The organism is Pseudomonas sp. GW821-FHT04D07 (genome assembly GCF_059420225.1).
The window spans coordinates 82,253-105,258 of sequence record NZ_JBWKTH010000014.1; the positions used below are offsets into that span (position 1 = coordinate 82,253).

A 23,006-nucleotide genomic window follows, 5' to 3' on the forward strand; every position below is an offset into this window, starting at 1 on the left:
TGTCTTGCGCTGTTCAAGCGTCTTGAAAAATACCGGCATTCTGCATGCAGGCCAATTGACAGTTCATGCAAATAACCACCATACAGATTCTTTGAATATTTTTAAGTTTATGAAATGTAAGTAAAAAATAGTTGTTCATGATTTGGCACGGTGACTGCAACCGTCTTGGCTAACTTCCACCACCAGAAGGAATTGAGCCATGACCAACATCAATAAAGAAGCCGTATCGATTCTCAACCATCTGATTGAAGTCAGCAAAGATGGTCAGAAAGGTTTTCAGACGTGTGCGGACGATATCAAGCATCCTGAGCTGAAGGCGTTGTTTGTGCAGCGTGCCAGCGAGTGTGCGAACTCGGCGCTGCAGTTGCAGGCCGAGGTGCGCAAACTGGGCGGTGATCCGGAGAACTCCAGCAGTGTGGCCGGTGACCTGCACCGTCGCTGGGTGGACGTCAAGGCGCTGTTCACCGGCAAGGGTGAAGAGGCCGTGCTCAACGAAGCCGAGCGCGGTGAAGACCACGCCAAGAAGGCCTACAGCGAAGCGCTGGTGAAGCTGGCCAAGTACAACCTGGTGGGGCTCACCGATCTGGTGAACCGCCAGTACCAGGGGGTGCTGCGCAATCATGACCAGGTGAAAGCGCTGCGTAATATCGCTCGCGCCAGTTAAGTTTCGCGCGGTCACAAAAAACGCCGGTTGATCCGGCGTTTTTTTGTTTGTTGAGCACAACGGATTTTTTGCGCTGGAGCGCGGTTTGGTGGGAGCCGGCTTGCTGGCGATGGCGTCCGCACGGGCGCCGTAAGACTCACGGGCCTCATCGCTGGCAAGCCAGCTCCCACTGATGGTCAGCCAATGGTGATCGGCGGCGGGCTGGTCAGGGTCACTGTCTGTTGCTTGCGTGGCGCGAGGATCTCGGCCTCGCCGTCGACCACCAGCTCATCGCGCTGGTTGAAGACGCGGGTGGCGATGCGCACGCGGAATTTCGGCAGTTTCTCGAGGATCTCCAGGCGCACGGTCAGGGTGTCGCCGATCTTCACCGGCTTCTGGAAGCTCATTTGCTGGCCCAGGTAGATGGTGCCCGGCCCAGGCAGCTCGCAGGCCACCGCGGCGCTGATCAGCGCACCGCTGAACATGCCGTGGGCAATGCGCTCCTTGAACATGCTTGCCGCGGCGAACTCGGGGTCCAGGTGCACCGGGTTGTGATCGCCGGACATGGCGGCGAACAACTGGATATCGCGCTCTTCAACGGTCTTGCTGTAGCTGGCGGTCTGGCCGACCTCAAGGGCTTCGTAAGGCGTGTTGGTAACCTGGGTCATCGCAAGGGGATCCTGTTAGCGGTTATTTAAAATCAACGAATTGATTTCAAAGAAAATAATGTAGCCGGCGATCATTCCGAGCGCGAGGGGCGGCGATGGGCCAGGGCTTGTTCCAGCCACTGGATCACGTCGTGGGTGACTTCCTCGCGGTTGCTCTCGTTGAACACTTCATGCCGTGCCTGTGGGTAGACGTTCAATTGCAGGTTCTGGCTACCGGCAGCGCGCAAAGCGTCGGCCAGATCCTTGAGACGCTTGCCCTCGCTGACCGGATCACATTTGCCGCCGATCACCAGCAGCGGCAGGCCCGGGTCGATCTGCGCGAGGTTTTTCGCCTTGCTGATCTGCTGCAGGCCGCCGAGCAGATCAATCCACAATTGGTTGGTGCAACGGAAGCCGCACAGCGGGTCGTTGACGTATTTGTCTACTTCATTCGGGTCGCGGCTCAGCCAGTCGAAGGCGGTGCGGTTGGGTTTGAAGGCCTTGTTGAACGAGCCGAACGACAGCCAGTCGATCAGTGCGCTGCGCCCGGTGGGGCCCTGGCGCCAGCGTTCGAAGCGGGCAATCGCGGCGGCCGCGCGGTACAGCACCACCGGTTGGAAGTTCGAGCCACTGAGGATCGCGCCCTGCAGGCTGGCACTGTGGTGCAGCAGGTAGGCCTGGGCGATGTAGCTGCCCATGCTGTGACCGAGCAGGATGATCGGTACCCCCGGGTGTTGCTCGCCGATGCGCTGGTTGAGGCTGGCCAGGTCACTGACCACCGCGCACCAGCCGTCCTGGTCGGCGTAGTGGCCGAGGATGCCGTGTTCGGCGGTCTTGCCGTGGCCGCGCTGGTCGAAGGCGTACAGGGCATGACCGGCGTCGCACAAGGCATCGGCCAGGCGTTCATAGCGGCCGCTGTGCTCGGCCATGCCGTGGGACAGCATAATCACGGCTTTCGGGGGGCCGTCCGGCAACCAGCGATTGACGTACAGGCGGCTGTGGTCACTCACGGTCAGCCAGAAGGTGTCATGGATCATGGCGGTTCCTTTGCACGGGGACGAGACGGACATCGGCCGGGGCGCGTTGTCGCTCCATTGTATAGCGCATCCTCGCACAGGAAGCAGACCCTGCCGCGCATTGGCAGCAAGATTCATGATGTTAATGACTGTGTCCGGCATATTTGCCTGATCCGCGTTAACTGCTAACGTCCGCTAAGCACCGCTTTTTTCGCCTTGGCGCGCAGGCGGCCCCGCAGAGGCTCAGGTAAGAGGACAAAAACAATGCAACCTGATTTCTGGAATGACAAACGCCCTAGCGGCGTACCCCTGGACATCGACCTGGGCGCCTACAAGTCGGTGATCGAGGTGTTCGAGCGCTCCTGCAAGAAGTTCGCCGACCGTCCGGCCTTCAGCAACATGGGGGTGACCCTGACCTACGCCGAGCTCGAACGCTACAGCGCGGCCTTCGCCGGTTACCTGCAAAACCACACCGAGCTGCAACCGGGCGACCGCATCGCGGTGCAACTGCCCAACGTCCTGCATTATCCGATTGCCGTGTTCGGTGCGTTGCGCGCCGGGCTGATCGTGGTCAACACCAATCCGCTGTACACCGTTCGCGAGATGCGCCATCAGTTCAAGGATTCCGGCGCCCGCGCGCTGGTGTACCTGAACCTGTTCGGGCAGCGGGTCCAGGAAGTGCTGCCCGATACCCAGATCGAGTATCTGATCGAAGCGAAGATGGGCGACCTGATGCCCGCCGCCAAGGGTTGGTTGACCAACCTGGTGGTGGACAAGGTGAAGAAACTGGTCCCGGCCTACGACTTGCCCCAGGCGGCCTCGTTCAAGAGTGCCTTGCGCCTGGGTCGGGGCCACGCCGTGCGGCCCTTGACCGTCGGCCTCGAGGATATCGCGGTGTTGCAATACACCGGCGGCACCACCGGCCTGGCCAAGGGGGCGATGCTGACCCATGGCAACCTGGTGGCGAACATGCAGCAGGCCCGCGGCTGCCTGTCCCAGCCCGGCCCGGACGGCCAGCCGCTGCTCAAGGAAGGTCAGGAGGTGATGATCGCGCCGCTGCCGCTGTACCACATCTATGCTTTCACCGCGAACTGCATGTGCATGATGGTCACCGGCAACCACAACGTGTTGATCAGCAATCCACGGGACATCGCTGCCTTTATCAAGGAGCTGAAAAACTGGCGTTTTTCCGCGCTGCTGGGGCTCAACACCCTGTTTGTGGCGTTGATGGAGCATCCGGATTTCAAGGCCCTGGATTTTTCCAGCCTGAAACTCACCAACTCGGGGGGCACCGCGCTGGTCAAGGCCACCGCCGACCGCTGGCAGACGCTCACCGGCTGTCGCATCACCGAAGGCTACGGGTTGACCGAGACGTCGCCGATCGCCTGCACCAACCCCTATGGCGACAAGGGCAAGCTGGGGACGGTGGGCCTGCCGGTGCCCGGCACCGCCTTGAAGGTCATCGACGACAACGGCGTCGAGCAGCCATTGGGCGAACGCGGCGAGTTGTGCATCAAGGGGCCGCAGGTCATGAAGGGTTATTGGTTGCAGGCGGAAGCCACCGAACAGGTGCTGGACGCCGAGGGCTGGTTCAAGACCGGCGATATCGCGGTGATCGACCCGGACGGTTTCGTGCGTATCGTTGATCGCAAGAAGGACATGATCATCGTCTCCGGTTTCAACGTGTACCCCAATGAAATCGAAGATGTGGTGATGGCCCATCCGAAGGTCGCCAATTGCGCGGTGATCGGCGTACCGGACGAGCGTTCCGGCGAGGCGGTGAAGTTGTTCGTGGTGGCGCGGGATACGGGGGTCAGCCTCGAAGAGCTGAAGGCCTACTGCAAGGAAAACTTTACCGGCTACAAAGTGCCCAAGCACATCGTGCTGCGCGATTCGCTGCCGATGACGGCGGTGGGCAAGATCCTGCGGCGGGAGTTGCGCGATATCGCTTGAGGCGCAGCTGATGTGGCGTCATTGCGGACCTCTTCGCGGGCAAGCTCCGCTCCCACAGTGGATTTGAGTCGGACTCGAAATAACGAGACGACAATATTCCAATGTGGGAGCGGAGCTTGCCCGCGAAGCTTTTTGGACCTGAAAACCCCGATCCAGAGCAAAATTCAAACAAATAGAATCTTTACTCTAAAAGTGACCGCTGGTATTTCTTGAGTCATCTTTATGACCATGATGGCCACGTTTGGCTCTAGGCGACCCTCGGCAAAGCTGCTACTCTCGGCGCGCTTTGTGACTTCTCGGCGTAAGTTAAAGCCGGACTCACCCCATAAAAAACACAGACAAATAATAATCGCATCAAATGCGGTGCTGAATTCGCGTTGCTGAGGAGTAGGCTTCCATGATCGAAGACTTTTGGAAGGATAAGTACCCGGCTGGGGTTGCTGCCGATATCAATCCAGACGAGTACCCGAATGTTCAGACGGTATTGAAACAGTCTTGCCAACGATTCGCCAGCAAGCCGGCCTTCAGCAACCTCGGCAAGACACTCACCTACGGTGAGCTGTACGAACTGTCGGGTGCTTTTGCCGCTTACCTGCAACAACACACCGACCTGCAACCGGGCGATCGCATTGCCGTGCAGCTGCCCAACGTGCTGCAGTATCCGGTCGCGGTCTTTGGCGCCATTCGCGCCGGGCTGATCGTGGTCAACACCAACCCGCTGTACACCGCGCGGGAAATGGAACACCAGTTCAACGACTCCGGGGCCAAGGCCCTGGTGTGCCTGGCGAACATGGCGCACCTGGCCGAAACCGTGGTGCCCAAGACCGGCGTCAAGCACGTGATCGTCACCGAAGTCGCCGACCTGTTGCCGCCGCTCAAGCGCCTGTTGATCAACAGTGTCATCAAGTACGTGAAGAAGATGGTCCCGGCTTATCACCTGCCCAAGGCCGTCAAGTTCAACGACGTGCTGAGCAAGGGCCGTGGCCAGCCGGTCAAGGAAGCCAATCCGGCCAGCAGCGACGTCGCTGTGTTGCAATACACCGGTGGTACCACCGGCGTGGCCAAGGGCGCGATGCTGACCCATCGCAACCTGGTGGCGAACATGCTGCAGTGCAAGGCGCTGATGGGTTCGGAGCTCAATGAAGGTTGCGAGATCGTCATTACCCCGCTGCCGCTGTACCACATCTATGCCTTCACCTTTCATTGCATGGCGATGATGCTGATCGGTAACCACAACATCCTGATCAGCAATCCGCGCGACTTGCCGGCGATGGTCAAGGAATTGTCGAAGTGGAAGTTCAGTGTCTTTGTCGGCCTGAACACCTTGTTCGTGGCGCTGTGCAACAGCGAAGCCTTCCGCAAACTGGACTTTGCCGCGCTCAAGGTCACCCTGTCCGGCGGCATGGCCCTGCAACTGGCGGCTTCCGAGCGCTGGAAAGCGGTGACCGGCTGCTCGATCTGCGAAGGCTACGGCATGACCGAAACCAGTCCGGTGGCCTCGGTGAACCCGAGCCAGAACATTCAGGTCGGCACCATTGGTATTCCGGTGCCCTCGACCCTGTGCAAGGTGGTCAACGATGCCGGGGAAGAACAGGCCCTGGGCGAAATCGGCGAGCTGTGCGTCAAGGGCCCGCAGGTAATGAAGGGTTACTGGCAGCGCCAGGACGCCACTGATGAGATCCTCGACAGCGACGGCTGGTTGAAGACCGGCGATATCGCGATCATCCAGCCGGACGGCTACATGCGGATTGTCGACCGCAAGAAGGACATGATCCTGGTATCGGGCTTCAACGTTTATCCGAACGAACTGGAAGACGTGCTGGCGACCTTGCCGGGTGTGCTGCAATGTGCGGCCATCGGCGTGCCAGACGAGCGGTCCGGGGAGGTCATCAAGATCTTCATCGTCGCCAAGCCGGGCGTGACCCTGACCAAGGACCAGGTGATGGAACACATGCGCGCCAATGTCACCGGCTACAAAGTGCCCAAGTTCGTCGAGTTCCGCGATGCGCTGCCGACCACCAATGTCGGCAAGATCCTGCGTCGCGAGCTGCGCGATGCGGAGCTGAAGAAGCTGGGCCTGAAGAAAATCGCCTGACCCGCTGAAATGACAAAGCCCCGCCATGCGGGGCTTTGTCATTTATGGCGTTCGGCAACAGCGATTTTGCCGATGCTGAATTTTTCGGCTGAACGAGGTCACTGTGGGCTTGCCAGCGATGAGGCCCTAGAGTCTTACCGCGCCTACTCGGACGCCATCGCCAGCAAGCCAGCTCACGTCAGTGTTTCAGCGCGACGCTCAGGGCTGCTGGAACGGCGCGAAGTCCACGCCGGTGCCGGCTGGGCGTACGTCCTTGAGGAACGAGTCCTTGTCGGCGCTCAGTTCCAGACTCAAGGTCGGACGGCGTTTGCCGGCGTTGCGTACCACCAGGCCTTCCATCTTCTCGCGCAGGAACGCCGTGGTCACCTTCAGGTGCAGCAACTGGTCGGTGCTCGGCGTGTGCAGCAACAGGTGCACCCATTCGTATTGCCCGATCGCCAGGCGCGCTACCGGGATATCGAACCACCAGATGTTCTTGTTGCGGTTCAATTCGGTGAAGTGACAGTTGTTGAGGCCCAGTACCGCGCCACCCAGCTCTTGGTTGCGGCGGGCGATGGCCTGCTTTTTATCGAGTTTCATGACTTTCCTACCGTTATCGATCTTCAGCGCCGAAGCCTGAATCTGGTGCGCATTCTCGGGGGTTGGCGGGCAAACATAAAGGCAAACCTGAATTCTTCGATGAAAAGTCGCGGGCAAGCGCTGGCTGAAAAAAATGAAACCCTGCACACAGGCCCTGGGTCAACCTTATGGCGAGACATGACACCGGCATATGGCCATCCCCGGCTGGCCGTTTTCGCGTGGCGGCTACACGGGTTAGGGCCGAGAAATGCTTTGAGGGTCGCCAACCGCGTTGCTTTGCGTTAGAAAGAGCTTTATTGGAAGCACCTTTTGAGTCGCCTTGACTCGCTACCTTTATTTGCGGCGAAAGGAGACGCTATGATTTTCCCCGAGTTGCGCGACCTGCCCCTGCACCGCGTGATGATGCGCACGGTCACTGAATTCGTCGCCGACGAAATGTCGACCTATGCCTCGGCACTGGCCTACCAGATGCTGTTTTCGTTGTTTCCCTTCCTGTTGTTCCTGATCGCCCTGATCGGTTTCCTGCACCTGCCGGACTTCTTCACCTGGCTGCGCATGCAGTCGGAACTGGTATTGCCACCCCAGGCCCTGGACCAGGTCAACCCGGTGATCGACCAGTTGCAGCAATCCAAGGGCGGCCTGCTCTCGGTGGGGATCGTCATTGCCCTGTGGACCGCCTCGGCCGGCGTACGCTTGATGATGAGCGCGATGAACGCCGCCTATGACGTGCTCGAGGGACGGCCGATCTGGAAGCGCTTCCCGCTGTCAATTTTCTACACCGTCGGCATCGCCGTGATGCTGCTGGCCGCCGCCGCGCTGATGGTGCTCGGGCCGCAGGTGATGAGCTGGCTGGCCGGGCAGATCGGCATGCAGGATTACGTCGTCACGCTCTGGACCTGGCTGCGTTGGCCGGTGGTGGTGCTGCTGCTGATGTTCGCCGTGGCCCTGATGTACTACGTGATGCCGGACGTGAAGCAGAAATTCCGCTTTATTACCCCAGGCTCGGTGCTCGCGGTGGTGGTCTGGATCGTCGCGTCCCTGGGCTTCGGCTACTACGTGAAAACCTTCGCCGACTACAATGCAATGTATGGCAGTATCGGCGCGATCATCGTCTTGCTGCTGTACTTCTATATTTCCGCGGCGGTCCTGTTGCTGGGGGCTGAAATGAATGCGGTGATCGAACACATGTCGTCCGAAGGCAAGAATCCTGGCGGAAAGGACTTCCACGAGCATGACGACACCCTGCCTATCTCCGGCTTGGGGCGCGACCACTCCCTCAAGCCGACTACTGACGAAGCCTGATCATGATTCGTGAAATACTGAAAATGGGCGATCAGCGCCTATTGCGCATCGCCCCGCCGGTGCCGGCGGAACTGTTCAACAGCAAGGCGCTGTGGGACCTGATCGATGATATGTTCCAGACCATGGAGCACGTCGGTGGCGTCGGCCTGGCCGCGCCGCAGATCGGCGTCGACCTGCAACTGGTGATCTTCGGTTTCGAGCACAGCGAGCGTTACCCGGATGCCGAGGCGGTGCCGCAGACCATCCTGATCAACCCGCTGATCACGCCCCTGGGGCCGGAGCTGGAAGAGGGCTTTGAAGGCTGCCTTTCGGTGCCGGGCCTGCGTGGCGCGGTGCAACGCTACTCGCGTATCCGCTACGAAGGCTTCACGCCCAATGGCGAACCGCTGGTGCGGGTCGCCGAGGGTTTCCACGCCCGCGTGGTGCAACACGAATGCGACCACCTGATCGGTCGCCTGTACCCATCGCGGATCAGCGACTTCAGTAAATTCGGTTTCACCGAAGTGCTGTTCCCCGAGCTGGACCCAGCGGCGGACGACTGAGCGTCCGGGCTTCCAATGCCGCTTATTGGACCGCTACCTTGCCGGGTTTGACGAAGCGCAAGGTCAGGCGGTCCGATTCGCCGATGGCGACATACTTGGCTCGGTCCTGATCCCCCAGCTTCAGTGACGGCGGCAAGGTCCAGACACCACCGGGGTAATCCTTGGTGTCCTTGGGGTTGGCGTTGATTTCGCTTTGTCCTTCCAACGCGAACCCGGCATCGGTGGCCAGTTTCACCACGTAAGCGGTAGGCAGATAGCCGCTTTGCTTGATACTGGCCAGGTCGGCGCCATCCTTGGCGCGGTGATCCACCACGCCGAGCACGCCGCCCGGTTTCAGGACCTTGAAGAAGGCGCTGAACATCGCCGGCGCGTCATCGGCCATGACCCAGTTGTGCACATTGCGGAAGGTCAGTACCCGATCGGCCGAGCCCGGCTTGCCGAACACCGGCGCCTGGGGATCGAACTCGACGACACCGGCCTTGGCGTAGTGGCTCGGGTCCCTGGCGAATTTCTGCTTCAGGTTGTCGGCCGAGCGTTTGGCGAACTCACTGGTCGCGGGCGCCTGCACGGCCGCGATGTAATGCCCGTGGTCCTTGAGCAGTGGCGCGAGTACCTCGCTGTACCAGCCGCCGCCGGGGGTGATCTCGATCACCGTCTGGTTGGCCTGCAAACCGAAGAACTGCAAAGTCTGCCGGGGATGACGATAGCCGTCGCGGACACTGTTTTCCGGCGCCCGCCACGGACCGGCCAGGACCTTGGCGTATTGCGCGTCGGTGATGGCGGCACTGGCGGTGGCGGCCTGGCTGGCGAGTGGAGCAAGAAGGGCGGTCAAGGCTAAAGCCACGAGGGTGCGTTTCATGATCATCCTGATAAAAAACGGGTGTGGGTTCGAGGCTATCACGGGCAAATGCAGCGCCCATCACACATTTTTCGCAGTCGACCTCACCAACGGTTCTATACCCAGGGCGATCATCGGCTTGCTGCGCGAGTAGCGCGCCAGGCGCTCCGCCAGAGGCTGTGGCAGTGCCGGGTCGCAGTGGAATCCCAGGCGCTCATAGAACCCGCGCAGGTCGGGATGACAGAACAGCCAGACCGGGCCGTTGCAGTCGCCGAGCGCCTGTTGCAACAACTGTGCGGCAATGCCTTGGCCACGTCGTGGCGGGGCGACGAACAATCCGCTAAGCCAATGTCCCTGGGCAACCGGTGTCAGCGACAGACCGCCGATGATCTCCCCTTGCCGGGCCACCCACAGTTGTCCGGCGCTGGCCGAACGCATGGGTGAATTGTGCGCGCGGTAGAATTTGTTCAGCAGTGGCCGCAGCGTTTCCGGCAATCGTGCGTAGTCGGGAGTGGACATGGAATTCATCGCTGGAGGGGGCTGGCACGGGATTATAAGAGAGCCGAAGTGGTCAGATGGGTGTATACCTGAGTCTACATCCTCCTGGAGTACGCATCATGAGCAAGGGCATGGATTCAAAGAAAGCCGCCAAGAAGAAACCCGCCAAGAGCGCCGATGAAAAGCGTGCGGCGAAGAAGGCCAAGAAGGTCGATGTCTTCGGTCATTGAGGTGTGCTAAGGATATAACCAATTGATCTGCAAGATTTGTCGTCGGTAATCCACATCAGGGGATAAAGCCGGGGGTTTATCCATCGGCTGAACCTGTGTGAAGCCGAACGATGCCCAACTATCTCGATGTTGCCCAACGCGAAGAAATCCTGCACCTGCAGCAAACCTTTACCGGTCGTACCGAATGGCCAACCTGGCTATTGCTGATCGGTGTCTATCTAAGCTGGTTCGCCGTGCTGTTGGCCAATCCCTGGCTGGGCCTGTGGCCGAGCAGTGTGTTGTTGATTCCCATTGTCACGCTGTGGATGTCGGTGCAGCACGAACTGCTGCATGGTCATCCGAGCCGTTTTGTCTGGCTGAACAAGTTGATGGGGTATGCGCCGTTCGCCGTCTGGTATCCCTACACCCTGTATCGCGACAGCCACTTGTTGCATCACCGCGATGAGGACCTGACCTTGCCCGGTGTTGACCCGGAAAGCCGCTACTTCAGTCAGCAGGACTGGCCGCACCGCTCGGCCCTGGAGCGTGGCCTGCAGCGTTTGAACAAGACGGTCCCGGGGCGCCTGCTGCTGGGTGCGCCGCTGGCCTTGTTCGGCCTGGTCAAGGAAGAAGGCCAGCGCCTGCGCCGTGGCGAGCGCCAGGCTTGGCTGATGTGGCTGAGCCACGGCACGCTGACCCTGTTGATGCTGGCGTTCATCGTCCATTACAGCGTGATTCCGGCCTGGCATTACCTGCTGCTGATCAGCGTTCCAGCGCTGTCGGTGGGGGCGCTGCGGTCTTTTTATGAACACCGCCCGAGTGCCTTGTCGCACCAGCGCACGGTGCTCAACGAAGCGGGCTGGCCCTGGCGCTGGCTGTTCCTCAATCTGAACCTGCACCTGGTGCACCATGACCTACCGAAACTGCCCTGGTATTTCCTCCCGCGGGTCTATCGCGCGCGGCGCGACGCCTGGTTGGCGCGCAGTGGTGGCTACCTGGTAAAAGGCTATGGCGAGCTGGCGCGGCGGCATGCCGTGAAGGTTGTTGATAGCCCACGGCATCCGTTTGCCTGAGGAGGGTTCATGACCCATCGCTATGCCGAACTGTTGATGTATGTGGCGCCGCAGGAAGTGCGGGAGGCCAACGAGCGCTGGATCGAGCGGATTGTGGAAAAGCTCGGGGTGCGCCGTGGTTCTGCCGAGGGCCTGGATTTGATGGGGCTTTGGTTGTCCCCGCAGTTGTTGTTCACCCAGACCTGCGGTTATCCGCTGATGACCCTGTTGCGCGGTCAGGTCAAGCTGGTCGGGCGTCCGCGTTATGAATTGGAGCATGCCTCGGGCGGTGAGCATTGCAGCCTGTTGCTGAGTCGTGAGCGTGAGGACCGTCGTGTGCTGGAAGACTTCCACGGCAGTCGCGGTGTGATCAACGACGAGGGTTCCAATAGCGGGATGAACCTGTTGCGACATTCACTGGCGCCCCTGCAGTGGGACGCTCGGTTCTTTGCCAGTGTCGGGCAGAGCGGTGCTCACCGGGAAAGCTTGCGTTGGTTGCGCGAGGATCTCGCCGACCTGGCGGCGGTGGACAGCGTGACCTTTGCCTGCCTGGCGCGTTTTGCGCCCCATGAAGTGGCCGGGCTGAGAGTGGTGGCGCGCAGCGCCTTGAGTCCGTGCCTGCCTTACATTACCCGTGCCGGGGCGAGCGTCGAGGAGATCGAGGGCATTCGGGCGGCGATGAACCAAGCGCTGCACGAGCTTCCCGATGTTGCGGCCACGTTGGGTTTGAGCGAGATATTGCCGGCGAGCGAGGCGGATTATCAGGTCCTGCTGGATTACCGCGATCAGGCCCAGGCGCTGGGATTTAGCCAGGTGCGCTGAACGGCTCCTACGGGATCGACGTCAATCAATCAATTAAATAACTAAATGATATATAAAAATAGTTTTTAAATATTATTAAAGAATAAGCCGGGTTGGTAGGATCCCTGCCACCGGACCACCGGACATACAGCACATCTCTCTTGAATTGGAGCCACTATGTCCGGCGCCGACACACCTCACAGCGATTACCTGGGCGGATTGTTCCGTAGTCATTACCCATGGCTGTGCGCCCGTTTACGCCGCCACCTGGATTCCAGTGCCAGCGCCGAAGACATCGCCGCCGACACCTTCGTCCAGTTGCTGATGGTTCCCGACACGGTGCCGATCCGTCAGCCGCGCGCGCTGCTGACCACCATTGCCCAGCGCCTGATGTACCAGCTCTGGCGGCGCCGCGACCTGGAGCGCGCCTACCTCGATGCCTTGCAACAGCTTCAGCCGCTCGAAGTGCCGTCTGCCGAAGAGCGGGTCCTGATGCTCAAGGCCCTGGAAAATATCGACCGCCTGTTCGACGGCCTGCCCGACAAGGTCAAGGCGACTTTTCTGCTGTCCCAGGTCAACGGCCTGACTTACCCCGAGATCGCCGCCGAACTGGGGATTTCTCAACGGTCAGTCAGCAATTACATGACCTGGGCCAGGCATACCGCTACTCCAAGGGGGAAACCCCAGTGGCGCTCGATGACCCGACATGAAAACTCAACCACCACGAGGTGACCATGAAATCCATCAAGACCCTGTTCGGCGGCTCGCTGCTGGCCCTGAGCCTGCTGGCCCAGCCGGCACCCGCCGCTGAAAAGAACGCCCCGATCCACTTCGGTGACATCACCTGGGAGAGCGGCAGCCTGATCACCGAGGTCCTGCGGCTGATCGTCGAGAAAGGCTACGGTTATTCCACCGACACCTTGCCCGGCAGCACCGTGAGCCTGGAAGCCGCCCTGGCGAAAAACGATATCCAGGTCATCGGCGAAGAGTGGGCCGGACGCAGCCCGGCCTGGGTCAAGGCCGAAAGCGAAGGCAAGGTGTTCGGCCTGGGCGACACGGTCAAGGGCGCCACCGAAGGCTGGTGGGTGCCGGAATATGTGATCAAGGGCGACCCGGCGCGGGGTATCCAGCCACTGGCACCGGACCTCAAGTCGGTGGCCGACCTGCCACGCTACAAGGACGTGTTCCGCGACCCGGAAGACCCGTCCCGCGGGCGCTTCCTCAATAGCCCCAGCGGCTGGACCTCGGAGATCGTCAACAGCCAGAAAATCAAGGCCTATGGCCTGAGCGACAGCTTCGTCAACTTCCGCACCGGCTCCGGTGCGGCACTGGACGCGGAGGTCGCGTCCTCGGTCAAACGCGGCAAGCCGGTCCTTTTCTACTACTGGTCGCCGACCCCACTGTTGGGGCGCTTCAACCTGGTGAAACTGGAAGAGCCGCCGTTCGACGGCGAAGCCTGGAAGACCCTGGCCGATGCCAGCAACCCGCACCCACGCGGTACCCGCTCGCTACCGGCGCATCTGGCGATCGGCGTGTCCGCGCCGTTCAAGGCGCAGTACCCGGAACTGGTCGAGTTCTTTGCCAAGGTCGACCTGCCCATCGATTTGCTGAACCGCACCTTGGCCGAAATGGCTGAAAAACGTCTGCCACCACGCCAGGTCGCCGAAGCCTTTCTGCGTCAACAACCACAGGTCTGGAACGCCTGGGTCCCTTCGGCGGTGGTCCAGCGTGTGAGTGGCGGCCTGTGAGGTGCAAGTGCGGGTGTCTGCTATCGCGCTCGCCAGCGGACTTTCAGGCCGCCAGTTCCACCGCCAGCGCGGCGATAACGGCTGGCCGTTGAGCGATGCGCTCCATGAAGCGTCCCAACGCCGGCCACGGACCCAGGTCCAGGCCAAGGAAGGCCGTCCAGCGCAGCACGGTGAACAGGTAGGCATCGGCCACGCTGAAGTGTGCGCCCAGCAAGTAGTCATGCTGTTCCAGGGTGCTGCTCAGCAGGGCGAAACGCTTATACAGCTTCTCCCGGAAAATCGCTTTCACCGCATCCGCTATCGCACTGTTGAACAGCGGCCCCATTCCGCCATGCACTTCGCCGGAAATAAAATTCAGCATCTCCTGCAGGCGCGAGCGCTCCCAACTGCCATTGACCGGCGCCAGTCCGGCCTCGGGCTTGAGGTCGGCGAGAAACTGCACGATGGCGGTGCCTTCGGTGAGAACCCGGCCATCGTCCAACTGCAGTGCGGCCACATAACCCTTGGGATTGATCTTGAGAAAGTCCTCACCGTGCTCGGTGACTTTGCTTTGGTTGTCGACCCGCACCAGTTCGAAGGGCAGGCCGAGCTCACGCAGGACAATATGCGGTGACAGCGAGCAGGTCTGTGGGACGTAGTACAGTTTCATGACAATGAGACTCCCTGGAGTAAGAACCGTGTTCAGCCTGGGTGGCTTTGGCGAGCGGCAGTGTCATATGGTGCCCGGACCTGGGTAAAATTAATTCTTGAGAAATAAGCCATAAGGTCAGCTACTGTCATGATGAATCTGCTGCATTGGCGCCTGCTGGTGGCGGTACTCGATACCGGTACCCTGACCCACGCTGCCGAACAGGTCGGCATGACCCAATCGGCGGCCAGCCAGGCGCTGGCGGCGATGGAACAGACCCTCGGCGTCCAGTTGTTCACCCGCCATGCCCGCCAGTCATTGCCCACCGCCATCGGCCAGCAGGTCCTGGCACAGGCGCGGGTGATGCTCGCCGCCCTGGAAAACATCCGCCGGCAGGTCGACAGCGATAAAGGACTGGTCGGCGGCAGCATTCGCCTGGCGAGCTTTCCAATGATCCTGGGCACCTTGCTGCCACCGCTGCTGCGCCAGTTCCGCCAACGCCATCCCGGTATCGAAGTGGTGGCACTGGAGGTTAGCGATCATGAAGTGCAGGCCATGCTCGCCAATGACACCGTGGACGTTGGCGTGGTGCTCAACCCTGATATCGAAAGTGGCGCCCTGGAGCTGGGGCACGACACCTGGGTCGCGGTGGTCCCCATGGGCCATCGACTGGCCGCGAGGGGCGCCGATGGCCGTGTGAGTCTGGCCGAGCTGGTCGCCGAACCCTTTGTCCTGGCGACCGGCGGTTGCGAGGTCAACGCGCGGAGCATTGCTGGCGAAATCGGCCTGTCGCTGCGGGACGTGCGCGTCGAGGTCCGCGAGTGGAGCAGCGCCTACACCCTGGTGCGGGAAAACCTCGGGGTGACGCTGGTCCCCGAGCTGGCCCTGCCCACCGAGCGCAAGGGCCTGCGGGTGCTGCGCCTGGAGGTGCCGATCAAACGGCACTTCGGTTTGCTGCCGTCGGCCGCGGGAGGGCGCTCGGCGGCGGTGCGGGCCTTGTTCGAAATGTTGCGCTGAGCCGACGGCTTACTTCGTGCTCAGGAAGGCCCCGGCAGCCTGCTGGTCGAGTGGGTTGGCTTGGTTGTCCGCGGTCTTCGCGTTGCTCGCCACGACGGAGGGGGGCCGTGCCGCCTTGGTTGCCGTTCCCGGCAGTGCGTTTCCGGGTTCAGTGAAGCTGCAGCCCGAACGCCTGGGATGCATCGTCCATCGGGTGATAACCCAATACCCGGGTGGTTTCACTCAGGTCCAGACGCTTGAAGCGGTTGTTGGAGATGCCGTAGGCCACCAGGTGCTGCACACCTTTGACCTCGATCGCGCGCTGCAACAACTGCACGGCGTCGCGGGGGCTGAGCCAGGTACTCAGGTCGGCGGTGTGGCGCAGGTCATGGTCGTCGGGAAATTTGAAGGCGCCGATGCGCAAGACAATGCACGACAACCCGCGTTGGGCCGAGTAGAAGGCACACAGTGCTTCGCCGTAGCATTTGCTCACCCCGAACAGATTGGCTGGCATCACCGGCATGCCCGGAGTGATCTGCCGGTCCTGGGGGTAACCCTCGATGGCCTGGGCGCTGCTGGCGAACACCACGCGCTTGCATTGTGCATTCGCGGCGGCCTCCAGCAGATAGGTGGTGGCCATGATGTTGTTGGGCAGCAGTTCCTCAAAGGACGAATCGGCAAAAGGGATGCCCGCCAGGTGCACCACCACGTCGATGCCATCGACCAGGGCCGCGAGCTCTTCCTTGTCGGCCATGTCCAGGCGGACGAAACGGTGATCGCCGATGGCGAAGTCCGGCTGATGGCGGTCGGCGAGGACAAAGTCGTAATGCTGTTTCGTGGCCTGGAAAAACGTCTTGCCGATCCGGCCGCAGGCGCCGGTCAGTAATACCTTGAGAGAGTTCATTCAGACTTCCATGCAGTTTTTTTTACGCTCGAATGAATGCTTTGTGACAGTTCAAGGTAGACCATGGCCGTCAGTCTGTCCGCTCGATAAATCTCTGGCTCGCGGTTCCCGTGGCGTTTTAGGATAGTGGCCTGTTGCTTTCATCCAACCCTCAGAGGTCCGCGCTAGATGCACAAGGCATTGCGTAAATTCGGCTGTGTGGCCGGGTTGTTGACGCCCTTCTGGTTGCTCGTCGGGCTGGCCCTGGCTGGTGCCCTGTATCCGGGCTACAGCCATCTCAATCAGGCCATGAGTGAATTGGGGGCGCTGGGCGCGCCGACCCACGAGTTGTCGCCGTTGATCAACAATGTGCCGTTGGGGCTGTTGTTCTTTGCCTTCGGCGTGACGGTCTTCGCCTGTTTCGAAGGCCGCGGCCTGGCGCAGATCAGTGGCGTGCTGATTGCGCTGCACGGCATTGCCAGTTTGTTCACCGGTTACTTTTCCTGCGACGCCGGCTGTGGGTTGCAGCACCCTTCCTTCAACCAGACCGTGCATAACAGCGCGGGGCTGATGATGTTTCTGACTCTGGTGATCGCCAACGCCTTGTGGGTGTATCTCGCCGGTCATTTGCTGGGCTCGAAAGCCTTCGCCTGGTTTTCCCTGGCCTGCACCCTGGTGGCCTTGGCGGCATTGCCGTTGATGGGGCTGGCGGTGGCCGCGGGGGAGGGCTTCGGTCTCTACCAGCGCCTGAACTACGGCGCTTCGGTGGTCTGGATCGGGGTGTTTGCCGCGCTGCTGCTGATCAGGGAAAAACGTCGCGCCGATCACGCTTGAGGCCCATTCCCCGGTGCGCCGGGGAATACTCCAGGTACCTGCGGCGGCTTAACTGCTCTCGCGCACCATCAGTTCAAAGCCCATGTCCTGCACGGGCTGGGCCACCGGGTTGCCGGCCATCAAACTCAGCATCTGCTCCGCCGCTCGCCGGCCGATGGCCTCCCGGGGCGTGCGGATGCTGCTCAGACGCGGGACCATGAAGGCCGAGCCAGGCAGGTCGTTGAAGCCCACCACCGCGACCTGCTCCGGCACCTTAATGCCACAGCGTATGGCCTCCAGCAGGGCGCCCTGGGCCAGGTCGTCGTTGCCGAAGAAGATCCCGTCGACCTGCGGATGACTCTGCATCAGTTGCAGGAACAGTTCGCCGCCCAGGCCCACCGACGAAGGGCGCGGGGTCAGCAGTTCCAGGTCCGGGTGGTACAGCCCGGCCGCCTGCAGCGCCTGGCGAAAGCCTTCGCCGCGCAGGAGCGTGCGCTGGTCCAGCTGCGCGCCGATATAGGCCAGGTGCCTGCGACCGCGGGAGATCAGGTGTTCGGCCACGGTGGCGCCGGCGTTTTGTTGCGAGAAGCCGACGCAGTTCACCCCGGCGCCGGGGTCCAGGTCCATCATGTAGACACACGGCACGTTGCTCGCCTCGATCATCCGCCGCGCGCTTTCCGAGCGGTCGAAACCGGTCAGCAACAAGCCCCGTGGCTGGTAGGCCATGTAGTTGCGCAGCAGGTTTTCTTCTTCGTCGCGGGAATAGTGATAGTTGCCGATCAGCACCTCGAAGCCCCGGGGGCGCAGCACCGAGTGAATGGCTTCGAGGGTGTCGATAAACAGCAGGTTGGACAACGACGGCACCAGCACCACCACTGAATGGCTCTGGGCCGAGGCCAGCGCGCGGGCGGCCGGGTTGACCACGTAGTTCAGTTCTTCTGCCGCTTGTCGGACCTTTTCCACCAGCTCCGTGGCCACGCTGCTGATGCCGCGCAGGGCCCGCGAGGCGGTGATCGGACTGACGCCGGCCAGGCGCGCGACTTCGCTGAGGGTAGGGCGTCCCGTGGTACGGGTATTCTTGTCGGTTTTGGTGGAGGTCATCGGACGGCTTGCCAAACAAAATTCAAGGCACTAAGGTAGCGCTGTCTCGACGAGCCTGCAATTGTCCGAGCGTGGTTGGCCTGATCGCGTCGGATGCTGTCGTGGATGTTTAGCGCACCACCCCATAAAAATGACAAGAAAGCGTCGGCAGTCTGTGTTTTGTGCTTTGCTTTCCTGTAATGGAAGCTCTGGCAAAGACAGCGCTGTCTTCGTGCTGAGGTGTTACATGAGTCAACCCATCACTGCCCTGGTCATCATGGGCGTCTCCGGTTGCGGCAAGTCCAGTGTGGGCGAGGCCCTGTGCCGGCTCAACGGCGCGACCCAGATCGAAGGCGACAGCTTTCACCCCGCCGCCAATATCGCCAAGATGAGTGCCGGCATTCCCCTGACCGATGACGACCGTGCCGGCTGGCTCGACAGCCTGTGCGACGAGTTGCGTCGGGTCCTGGCCACGGGCGGGCATCCGGTGCTGACCTGTTCGGCGCTCAAGCACAGTTACCGCGAACGCCTGCGCGGCGCGGCACCGGGCCTGGGCTTCGTGTTTCTCGAATTGAGCCGCGAAGTCGCCGCCGAGCGGGTGGCCCATCGTCCCGGACACTTCATGCCCTCGACCCTGATCGACAGCCAGTTCGCCACCCTTGAACCGCCGCTCGGCGAGCCCCTGACCCTGATCCTGGACGCCTCGAGCCAGAGCGTCGAGCGCCTGGCACAGGCGGCCCATCACTGGTGGCAGGGACACGGGCTGGAACGTTCCGCCTGATTTTTGCTTCGAAAAGATAGCGCTGTCCCAGGCGACTATCGTCAAACCACGCCGCGTATAAAAACAACAAGCAGGAGACACCTTATGTTCGGACTGTCCCACGAGACCTATCTGTTGCTGGATGCAGTGGTCACGATTATCGGGTTGATCGTGTTGATCACCCGCTTCAAGATTCACCCCTTTGTCGGGCTGATTATCGCTTCGGCGTTTCTCGGTCTGACCTCGGGCATGCCCGCGGGCAAGATCATCGGCGCCTTCCAGGATGGCTTTGGCGGCGTGCTGGGTTTTGTCGGGATCATCCTCGCGCTGGGGACCATGCTCGGCAAGATGATGTCTGATTCCGGCGGCGCCGATCAGATCGCCCAGACCCTGATCCGTGCCTTCGGCAAGGAGCGGGTGCAGTGGGCGATGATGTGCTCGGCGTTTCTGGTGGGCATCCCGCTGTTCTTCGAGATCGGCTTCGTGCTGCTGATTCCGCTGGTGTTCATCGTCGCGCGACGTACCGGCGTGCCGCTGATCAAGATTGGTATTCCGCTGCTGGCCGGGCTTTCGGCGGTGCACGGCCTGGTACCGCCGCATCCGGGACCGCTGCTGGCCATCGGGGTGTTCAATGCCGATATCGGCAAGACCATTTTCTACGGCCTGATCGTCGCCCTGCCGACCGCCATTATCGCCGGGCCGATCTACGGAACCTTCATTGCCAAGTACATTCCGGGCAACCCATCGCAGGAACTGGTCGACCAGTTGGCCCGCGAACCGCAAGTCAAAGCGCTGCCTAGCTTCGGCGTGACCCTGGTCACGGTGCTGCTGCCGGTGTTCCTGATGCTGCTCAAGACCTTTGCCGACATTGCCCTGCCGACCGGGCATTTCTTTCGCATCTGGATGGACATGATCGGTCATCCGATCAGCGCCTTGCTGCTGGCCCTGCTGTTGGCGCTGTACACCTTCGGCAAGCGCCAGGGCATGGATTCCAAGCGCGTGCTCAAGCTGCTCGATGCCAGCCTGGCGCCGACCGCGGCGATCATCCTGATCATTGGTGCTGGCGGTGGCTTCAAGCAGATGCTGGTGACCAGTGGCGTGGGTGACGTGATCGGGCATATTGCCGTGAATGCGCAGATTTCGCCGATCCTGCTGGCCTGGCTGGTGGCGGCGGTGATCCGCGTGGCCACGGGCTCGGCGACGGTGGCGACGATTACCGGGGCGGGTATCGTGATGCCGGTGGTGGACCTGATTCCCGGGGTCAACCGCGAGCTGCTGGTGCTGGCGACGGGGGCGGGCTCGTTGATCCTGTCCCATGTCAACGATGCCGGGTTCTGGCTGGTCAAGCAGTACTTCAACATGACCGTGGCCGAGACGTTCAAGACCTGGACGGCCATGGAGACCATTCTGTCGGTGGTGGGGCTGGTGTTTATCCTGCTGCTGTCGCTGGTGGTCTAAACGACTCGGGGCCGACACTTGTGACGGTGTCGGCCCCGATCCTGTGGCAAGCCCTAATGCCATCATAGGAGCGAGCTTGCTCGCGATGGCAGTCCAGGCACAGCGGGGTATCAGATGCCCCGTATTATCGTTGACGACCATCGCGAGCAAGCTCGCTCCTACACAGGGGTTACTCAGCAGTGGCTTTCTTCAGCAGGCCATCGGCGCGGAACATCCCGCGAATCCCGCGCACGGCCTGGCGAATACGGTCGAGGTTTTCAATCAGGGCGAACCGCACATGGTCGTCGCCGTACTCGCCAAAGCCAACCCCCGGCGAGACGCAGACCTTGGCTTCGGCCAGCAGTTTCTTGGCGAACTCCAGCGAACCCATATGGGCATACTCTTCGGGGATCTTCGCCCAGACATACATCGAGGCCTTGGGGTTCTCGACCATCCAGCCCAGTTCATGCAGGCCCTTGACCAGCACGTTGCGGCGTTGGCGATACTGCTCGGCGATGTCCTTGACACACTGCTGATCGCCTTCCAACGCGGCGATGGCCGCCACCTGCAACGGCGTGAAGGTGCCGTAGTCGTGGTAGCTCTTGATCCGCGCCAGGGCGTTGACCAGTTCCGGATTGCCAACCATGAAACCGATACGCCAGCCAGCCATGTTATAGCTCTTGGACAGGGTGAAAAATTCCACCGCGATGTCCTTGGCCCCCGGCACCTGCATGATCGACGGGGCTTTCCAGCCGTCGTAGACGATATCGGCATAGGCCAGGTCGTGGATCACCAGCACGTCGTACTGCTTGGCCAGGGCAATCACCCGTTCGAAGAAATCCAGTTCCACGCACTGCGCGGTGGGGTTCGACGGGAAACCGAGAATCATCATCTTCGGCTTGGGGATGGAGCCACGGATGGCCCGCTCCAGTTCGGCGAAGAAGTCCACGCCGGGCACCAGCGGCACTGAACGGACCTGGGCGCCGGCGATCACCGCGCCATAGATATGGATCGGGTAGCTGGGGTTGGGCACCAGCACCGTGTCGCCCTGGTCGAGGGTGGCGAGCATCAGGTGGGCCAGGCCCTCTTTCGAACCGATGGTGACGATGGCTTCGCTTTCCGGGTCGATATCGACCTGGTAGCGATCCTTGTACCAGTGGGAAATCGCTCGACGCAGCCGGGGGATGCCCTTGGACGTGGAGTAGCCGTGGGTGTCTTCGCGCTGGGCGACGGTGACCAGTTTTTCGACGATATGCGGCGGGGTGGCGCCGTCGGGGTTACCCATGCTCAAGTCGATGATGTCTTCGCCACGACGACGGGCGGCCATCTTCAGCTCGGCAGTGATATTGAATACGTAGGGGGGGAGTCGATCAATGCGCGCAAAGCGGCGCGGCGAACCTTGGTCTGCCATGTAAACCTCTGACACGTAAGCGCCCGGAACCGTCCGAGCGACGTCGGCCACTGCGGTGGCCTGCGGGCAGACAATAAGGGCGATGCTGGCCATCTGTCCAGATGTGCCGTGGAAAATATTTTCGAAGGGGGGGCAGAGGCCGGGTTGTCAAAGCGACACGATTATTTGCTTCTATACTGCCTTCGGAGTCGTTTCCCATATGGAGTTTGCACCCATGGACGCAGCACATCATCTTGGCTACACGCAGGCCTTGCCAGCGCCACGCTTCGAGCACGGTCATTTTCAATTGATCGCCGGCCTGGGCGCCCGCTTTACCGCCGAGACGTCGGGCTCTATCCCTGACCTGTGGGACGCCTTTGTGCCGCACATCGGAAAAATCCCCAGCCAAGTCGGTGAGGTGACGTACGGTATCTGCTGCCATCCGGATGGCCAGGGCGGCTTCGAGTACATCGCCGGAGTGCAGATCAGCAAGCTCGACGACCTGCCCGAGCTGTATCGCTGGGTGGAACTGCAGGCCCAGCAGTACGCGGTGTTCGAACATCAAGGCTCCCTCGATACCCTCAAGCAGACCTTCGAGGCCATCTGGAACCATTGGTTGCCGCAATCCGGCTACCTGGCGGCCGATGCGCCGGAGTTCGAGCGCTACAGCGCCGATTTCAATCCGGAAAAAGGCACCGGCACCGTGGAGATCTGGTTGCCGATCAAGGCCTGATCCCGTGCCCTGGACGTTCCTCTACGCCAGCAGGGGAACGCGCTTCTATACGCCATCTTAACGTCCCTCCGGCCAATCAGTGTCCGACCTTAATACCCTCGCCCGTACCCTTTGACCTGGCTTGCGGCGCCTTTGTGTGCGCTTGAGCGAGCCGCCGATTTCGCAAGGGGAGCCACCGTGTTGACACTCAAACTTATCTACCTGATCAGCGGCCTGGGCGCGGCCGGCCTGTTCGTCTACCTGGGCTACGCCTTGATCCGGGCCGAAGATTTCTGATCTCACCGCGCGCCTCGCCGCAGGCGCTTTGTACGGTTCGCAAGAACCGTATCGAACAAGGAACCCAACCATGTACGACCTGATTTT

At 61.2% G+C, this 23,006-nt stretch carries 24 protein-coding genes; 15 read left to right on the top strand and 9 right to left on the bottom strand.

Annotated features, from left to right (window positions below; translation table 11 throughout):
• The first annotated feature begins 199 nt into the window (after positions 1-199).
• The gene (locus AC07T0_RS17815; protein WP_495002446.1) at positions 200-664 is read left to right on the top strand and encodes a ferritin-like domain-containing protein; all 465 of its coding nucleotides are present in this window, start codon (positions 200-202) and stop codon (positions 662-664) included.
• 176 nt (positions 665-840) lie between these two features.
• Here the strand turns inward: AC07T0_RS17815 and AC07T0_RS17820 are convergent, their stop codons facing one another.
• Positions 841-1,311 carry a MaoC family dehydratase gene (locus AC07T0_RS17820; protein ID WP_248802594.1) on the bottom strand — a complete coding sequence of 157 codons (471 nt, stop codon included), beginning with the start codon at positions 1,309-1,311 and terminating at the stop codon, positions 841-843.
• Between the two features lie 71 nt (positions 1,312-1,382).
• Positions 1,383-2,327 carry an alpha/beta hydrolase gene (locus AC07T0_RS17825; RefSeq protein ID WP_495002447.1) on the bottom strand — a complete coding sequence of 315 codons (945 nt, stop codon included), beginning with the start codon at positions 2,325-2,327 and terminating at the stop codon, positions 1,383-1,385.
• A gap of 243 nt (positions 2,328-2,570) precedes the next feature.
• Here AC07T0_RS17825 and fadD2 point away from each other — a divergent pair, with 243 nt between their 5' ends.
• Together fadD2 and fadD1 are read left to right on the top strand one after the other, a co-directional pair.
• Positions 2,571-4,259, top strand: a complete 1,689-nt coding sequence (gene fadD2, locus AC07T0_RS17830) for a long-chain-fatty-acid--CoA ligase FadD2 (RefSeq protein WP_495002448.1) — start codon at positions 2,571-2,573, stop codon at positions 4,257-4,259.
• Positions 4,260-4,656: 397 nt separating this feature from the next.
• Positions 4,657-6,354: a long-chain-fatty-acid--CoA ligase FadD1 gene (fadD1, locus tag AC07T0_RS17835; protein ID WP_495002449.1), complete on the top strand. Its 1,698-nt coding sequence runs from the start codon at positions 4,657-4,659 to the stop codon at positions 6,352-6,354.
• Between the two features lie 198 nt (positions 6,355-6,552).
• Here the strand turns inward: fadD1 and AC07T0_RS17840 are convergent, their stop codons facing one another.
• Positions 6,553-6,933 carry a hypothetical protein gene (locus AC07T0_RS17840; RefSeq protein ID WP_495002450.1) on the bottom strand — a complete coding sequence of 127 codons (381 nt, stop codon included), beginning with the start codon at positions 6,931-6,933 and terminating at the stop codon, positions 6,553-6,555.
• A gap of 357 nt (positions 6,934-7,290) precedes the next feature.
• On the opposite strand from AC07T0_RS17840, the gene AC07T0_RS17845 reads away from it, so the two are divergent.
• Together AC07T0_RS17845 and def are read left to right on the top strand one after the other, a co-directional pair.
• Positions 7,291-8,235, top strand: coding sequence for a YihY/virulence factor BrkB family protein (locus AC07T0_RS17845; protein ID WP_495002451.1), 945 nt, complete (start codon positions 7,291-7,293; stop codon positions 8,233-8,235).
• 2 nt (positions 8,236-8,237) lie between these two features.
• Positions 8,238-8,777, top strand: coding sequence for a peptide deformylase (def, locus tag AC07T0_RS17850; protein ID WP_495002452.1), 540 nt, complete (start codon positions 8,238-8,240; stop codon positions 8,775-8,777).
• Between the two features lie 22 nt (positions 8,778-8,799).
• Here the strand turns inward: def and AC07T0_RS17855 are convergent, their stop codons facing one another.
• Both AC07T0_RS17855 and AC07T0_RS17860 read right to left on the bottom strand, forming a co-directional pair.
• Positions 8,800-9,636, bottom strand: a complete 837-nt coding sequence (locus AC07T0_RS17855; protein ID WP_495002453.1) for a class I SAM-dependent methyltransferase — start codon at positions 9,634-9,636, stop codon at positions 8,800-8,802.
• Positions 9,637-9,696: 60 nt separating this feature from the next.
• The gene (locus AC07T0_RS17860) at positions 9,697-10,134 is read right to left on the bottom strand and encodes a GNAT family N-acetyltransferase (RefSeq protein WP_495002454.1); all 438 of its coding nucleotides are present in this window, start codon (positions 10,132-10,134) and stop codon (positions 9,697-9,699) included.
• 319 nt (positions 10,135-10,453) lie between these two features.
• On the opposite strand from AC07T0_RS17860, the gene AC07T0_RS17865 reads away from it, so the two are divergent.
• The 4 genes from AC07T0_RS17865 to AC07T0_RS17880 all read left to right on the top strand — a co-directional run bounded on the left by AC07T0_RS17865 (position 10,454) and on the right by AC07T0_RS17880 (position 13,923).
• Positions 10,454-11,395, top strand: coding sequence for a fatty acid desaturase (locus AC07T0_RS17865; protein ID WP_495002455.1), 942 nt, complete (start codon positions 10,454-10,456; stop codon positions 11,393-11,395).
• 9 nt (positions 11,396-11,404) lie between these two features.
• On the top strand, positions 11,405-12,196 hold the full coding sequence (locus AC07T0_RS17870; protein ID WP_495002456.1) for a phosphate/phosphite/phosphonate ABC transporter substrate-binding protein: 792 nt from the start codon (positions 11,405-11,407) through the stop codon (positions 12,194-12,196).
• 156 nt (positions 12,197-12,352) lie between these two features.
• A complete protein-coding gene (locus AC07T0_RS17875; protein ID WP_495002457.1) occupies positions 12,353-12,907 on the top strand; it encodes a sigma-70 family RNA polymerase sigma factor in 555 nt (184 codons plus the stop codon).
• 2 nt (positions 12,908-12,909) lie between these two features.
• Positions 12,910-13,923 carry an ABC transporter substrate-binding protein gene (locus tag AC07T0_RS17880; protein ID WP_495002458.1) on the top strand — a complete coding sequence of 338 codons (1,014 nt, stop codon included), beginning with the start codon at positions 12,910-12,912 and terminating at the stop codon, positions 13,921-13,923.
• 43 nt (positions 13,924-13,966) lie between these two features.
• On the opposite strand, the gene gstA is transcribed toward AC07T0_RS17880, so the two are convergent.
• Positions 13,967-14,572 (bottom strand): glutathione transferase GstA, encoded by a 606-nt coding sequence (gene gstA / locus AC07T0_RS17885; protein ID WP_495002459.1) that lies wholly within the window; start codon positions 14,570-14,572, stop codon positions 13,967-13,969.
• A gap of 129 nt (positions 14,573-14,701) precedes the next feature.
• On the opposite strand from gstA, the gene AC07T0_RS17890 reads away from it, so the two are divergent.
• On the top strand, positions 14,702-15,568 hold the full coding sequence (locus AC07T0_RS17890; RefSeq protein WP_495002460.1) for a LysR family transcriptional regulator: 867 nt from the start codon (positions 14,702-14,704) through the stop codon (positions 15,566-15,568).
• A gap of 148 nt (positions 15,569-15,716) precedes the next feature.
• Here the strand turns inward: AC07T0_RS17890 and AC07T0_RS17895 are convergent, their stop codons facing one another.
• Positions 15,717-16,451 (bottom strand): NAD-dependent epimerase/dehydratase family protein, encoded by a 735-nt coding sequence (locus tag AC07T0_RS17895; RefSeq protein ID WP_495002461.1) that lies wholly within the window; start codon positions 16,449-16,451, stop codon positions 15,717-15,719.
• Between the two features lie 168 nt (positions 16,452-16,619).
• Here AC07T0_RS17895 and AC07T0_RS17900 point away from each other — a divergent pair, with 168 nt between their 5' ends.
• Positions 16,620-17,264, top strand: a complete 645-nt coding sequence (locus AC07T0_RS17900; RefSeq protein WP_495002462.1) for a DUF998 domain-containing protein — start codon at positions 16,620-16,622, stop codon at positions 17,262-17,264.
• Positions 17,265-17,312: 48 nt separating this feature from the next.
• On the opposite strand, the gene gntR is transcribed toward AC07T0_RS17900, so the two are convergent.
• Complete coding sequence (gene gntR / locus AC07T0_RS17905; RefSeq protein ID WP_495002463.1) at positions 17,313-18,344, bottom strand: HTH-type transcriptional regulator GntR; 1,032 nt, start codon at positions 18,342-18,344, stop codon at positions 17,313-17,315.
• A 226-nt stretch (positions 18,345-18,570) separates the two neighbouring features.
• On the opposite strand from gntR, the gene AC07T0_RS17910 reads away from it, so the two are divergent.
• Together AC07T0_RS17910 and AC07T0_RS17915 are read left to right on the top strand one after the other, a co-directional pair.
• Positions 18,571-19,104, top strand: a complete 534-nt coding sequence (locus tag AC07T0_RS17910) for a gluconokinase (RefSeq protein ID WP_495002464.1) — start codon at positions 18,571-18,573, stop codon at positions 19,102-19,104.
• A gap of 84 nt (positions 19,105-19,188) precedes the next feature.
• Positions 19,189-20,541, top strand: a complete 1,353-nt coding sequence (locus AC07T0_RS17915) for a GntP family permease (RefSeq protein WP_495002465.1) — start codon at positions 19,189-19,191, stop codon at positions 20,539-20,541.
• Positions 20,542-20,710: 169 nt separating this feature from the next.
• Here AC07T0_RS17915 and alaC read toward each other — a convergent pair whose 3' ends face one another.
• A complete protein-coding gene (gene alaC, locus AC07T0_RS17920) occupies positions 20,711-21,931 on the bottom strand; it encodes an alanine transaminase (protein ID WP_495002466.1) in 1,221 nt (406 codons plus the stop codon).
• Between the two features lie 214 nt (positions 21,932-22,145).
• Between alaC and AC07T0_RS17925 the strand changes: the two genes are divergently transcribed.
• Both AC07T0_RS17925 and kdpF read left to right on the top strand, forming a co-directional pair.
• On the top strand, positions 22,146-22,643 hold the full coding sequence (locus AC07T0_RS17925; protein ID WP_495002467.1) for a GyrI-like domain-containing protein: 498 nt from the start codon (positions 22,146-22,148) through the stop codon (positions 22,641-22,643).
• 177 nt (positions 22,644-22,820) lie between these two features.
• Complete coding sequence (kdpF, locus tag AC07T0_RS17930; RefSeq protein ID WP_100944121.1) at positions 22,821-22,919, top strand: K(+)-transporting ATPase subunit F; 99 nt, start codon at positions 22,821-22,823, stop codon at positions 22,917-22,919.
• Positions 22,920-23,006: the final 87 nt, after the last annotated feature.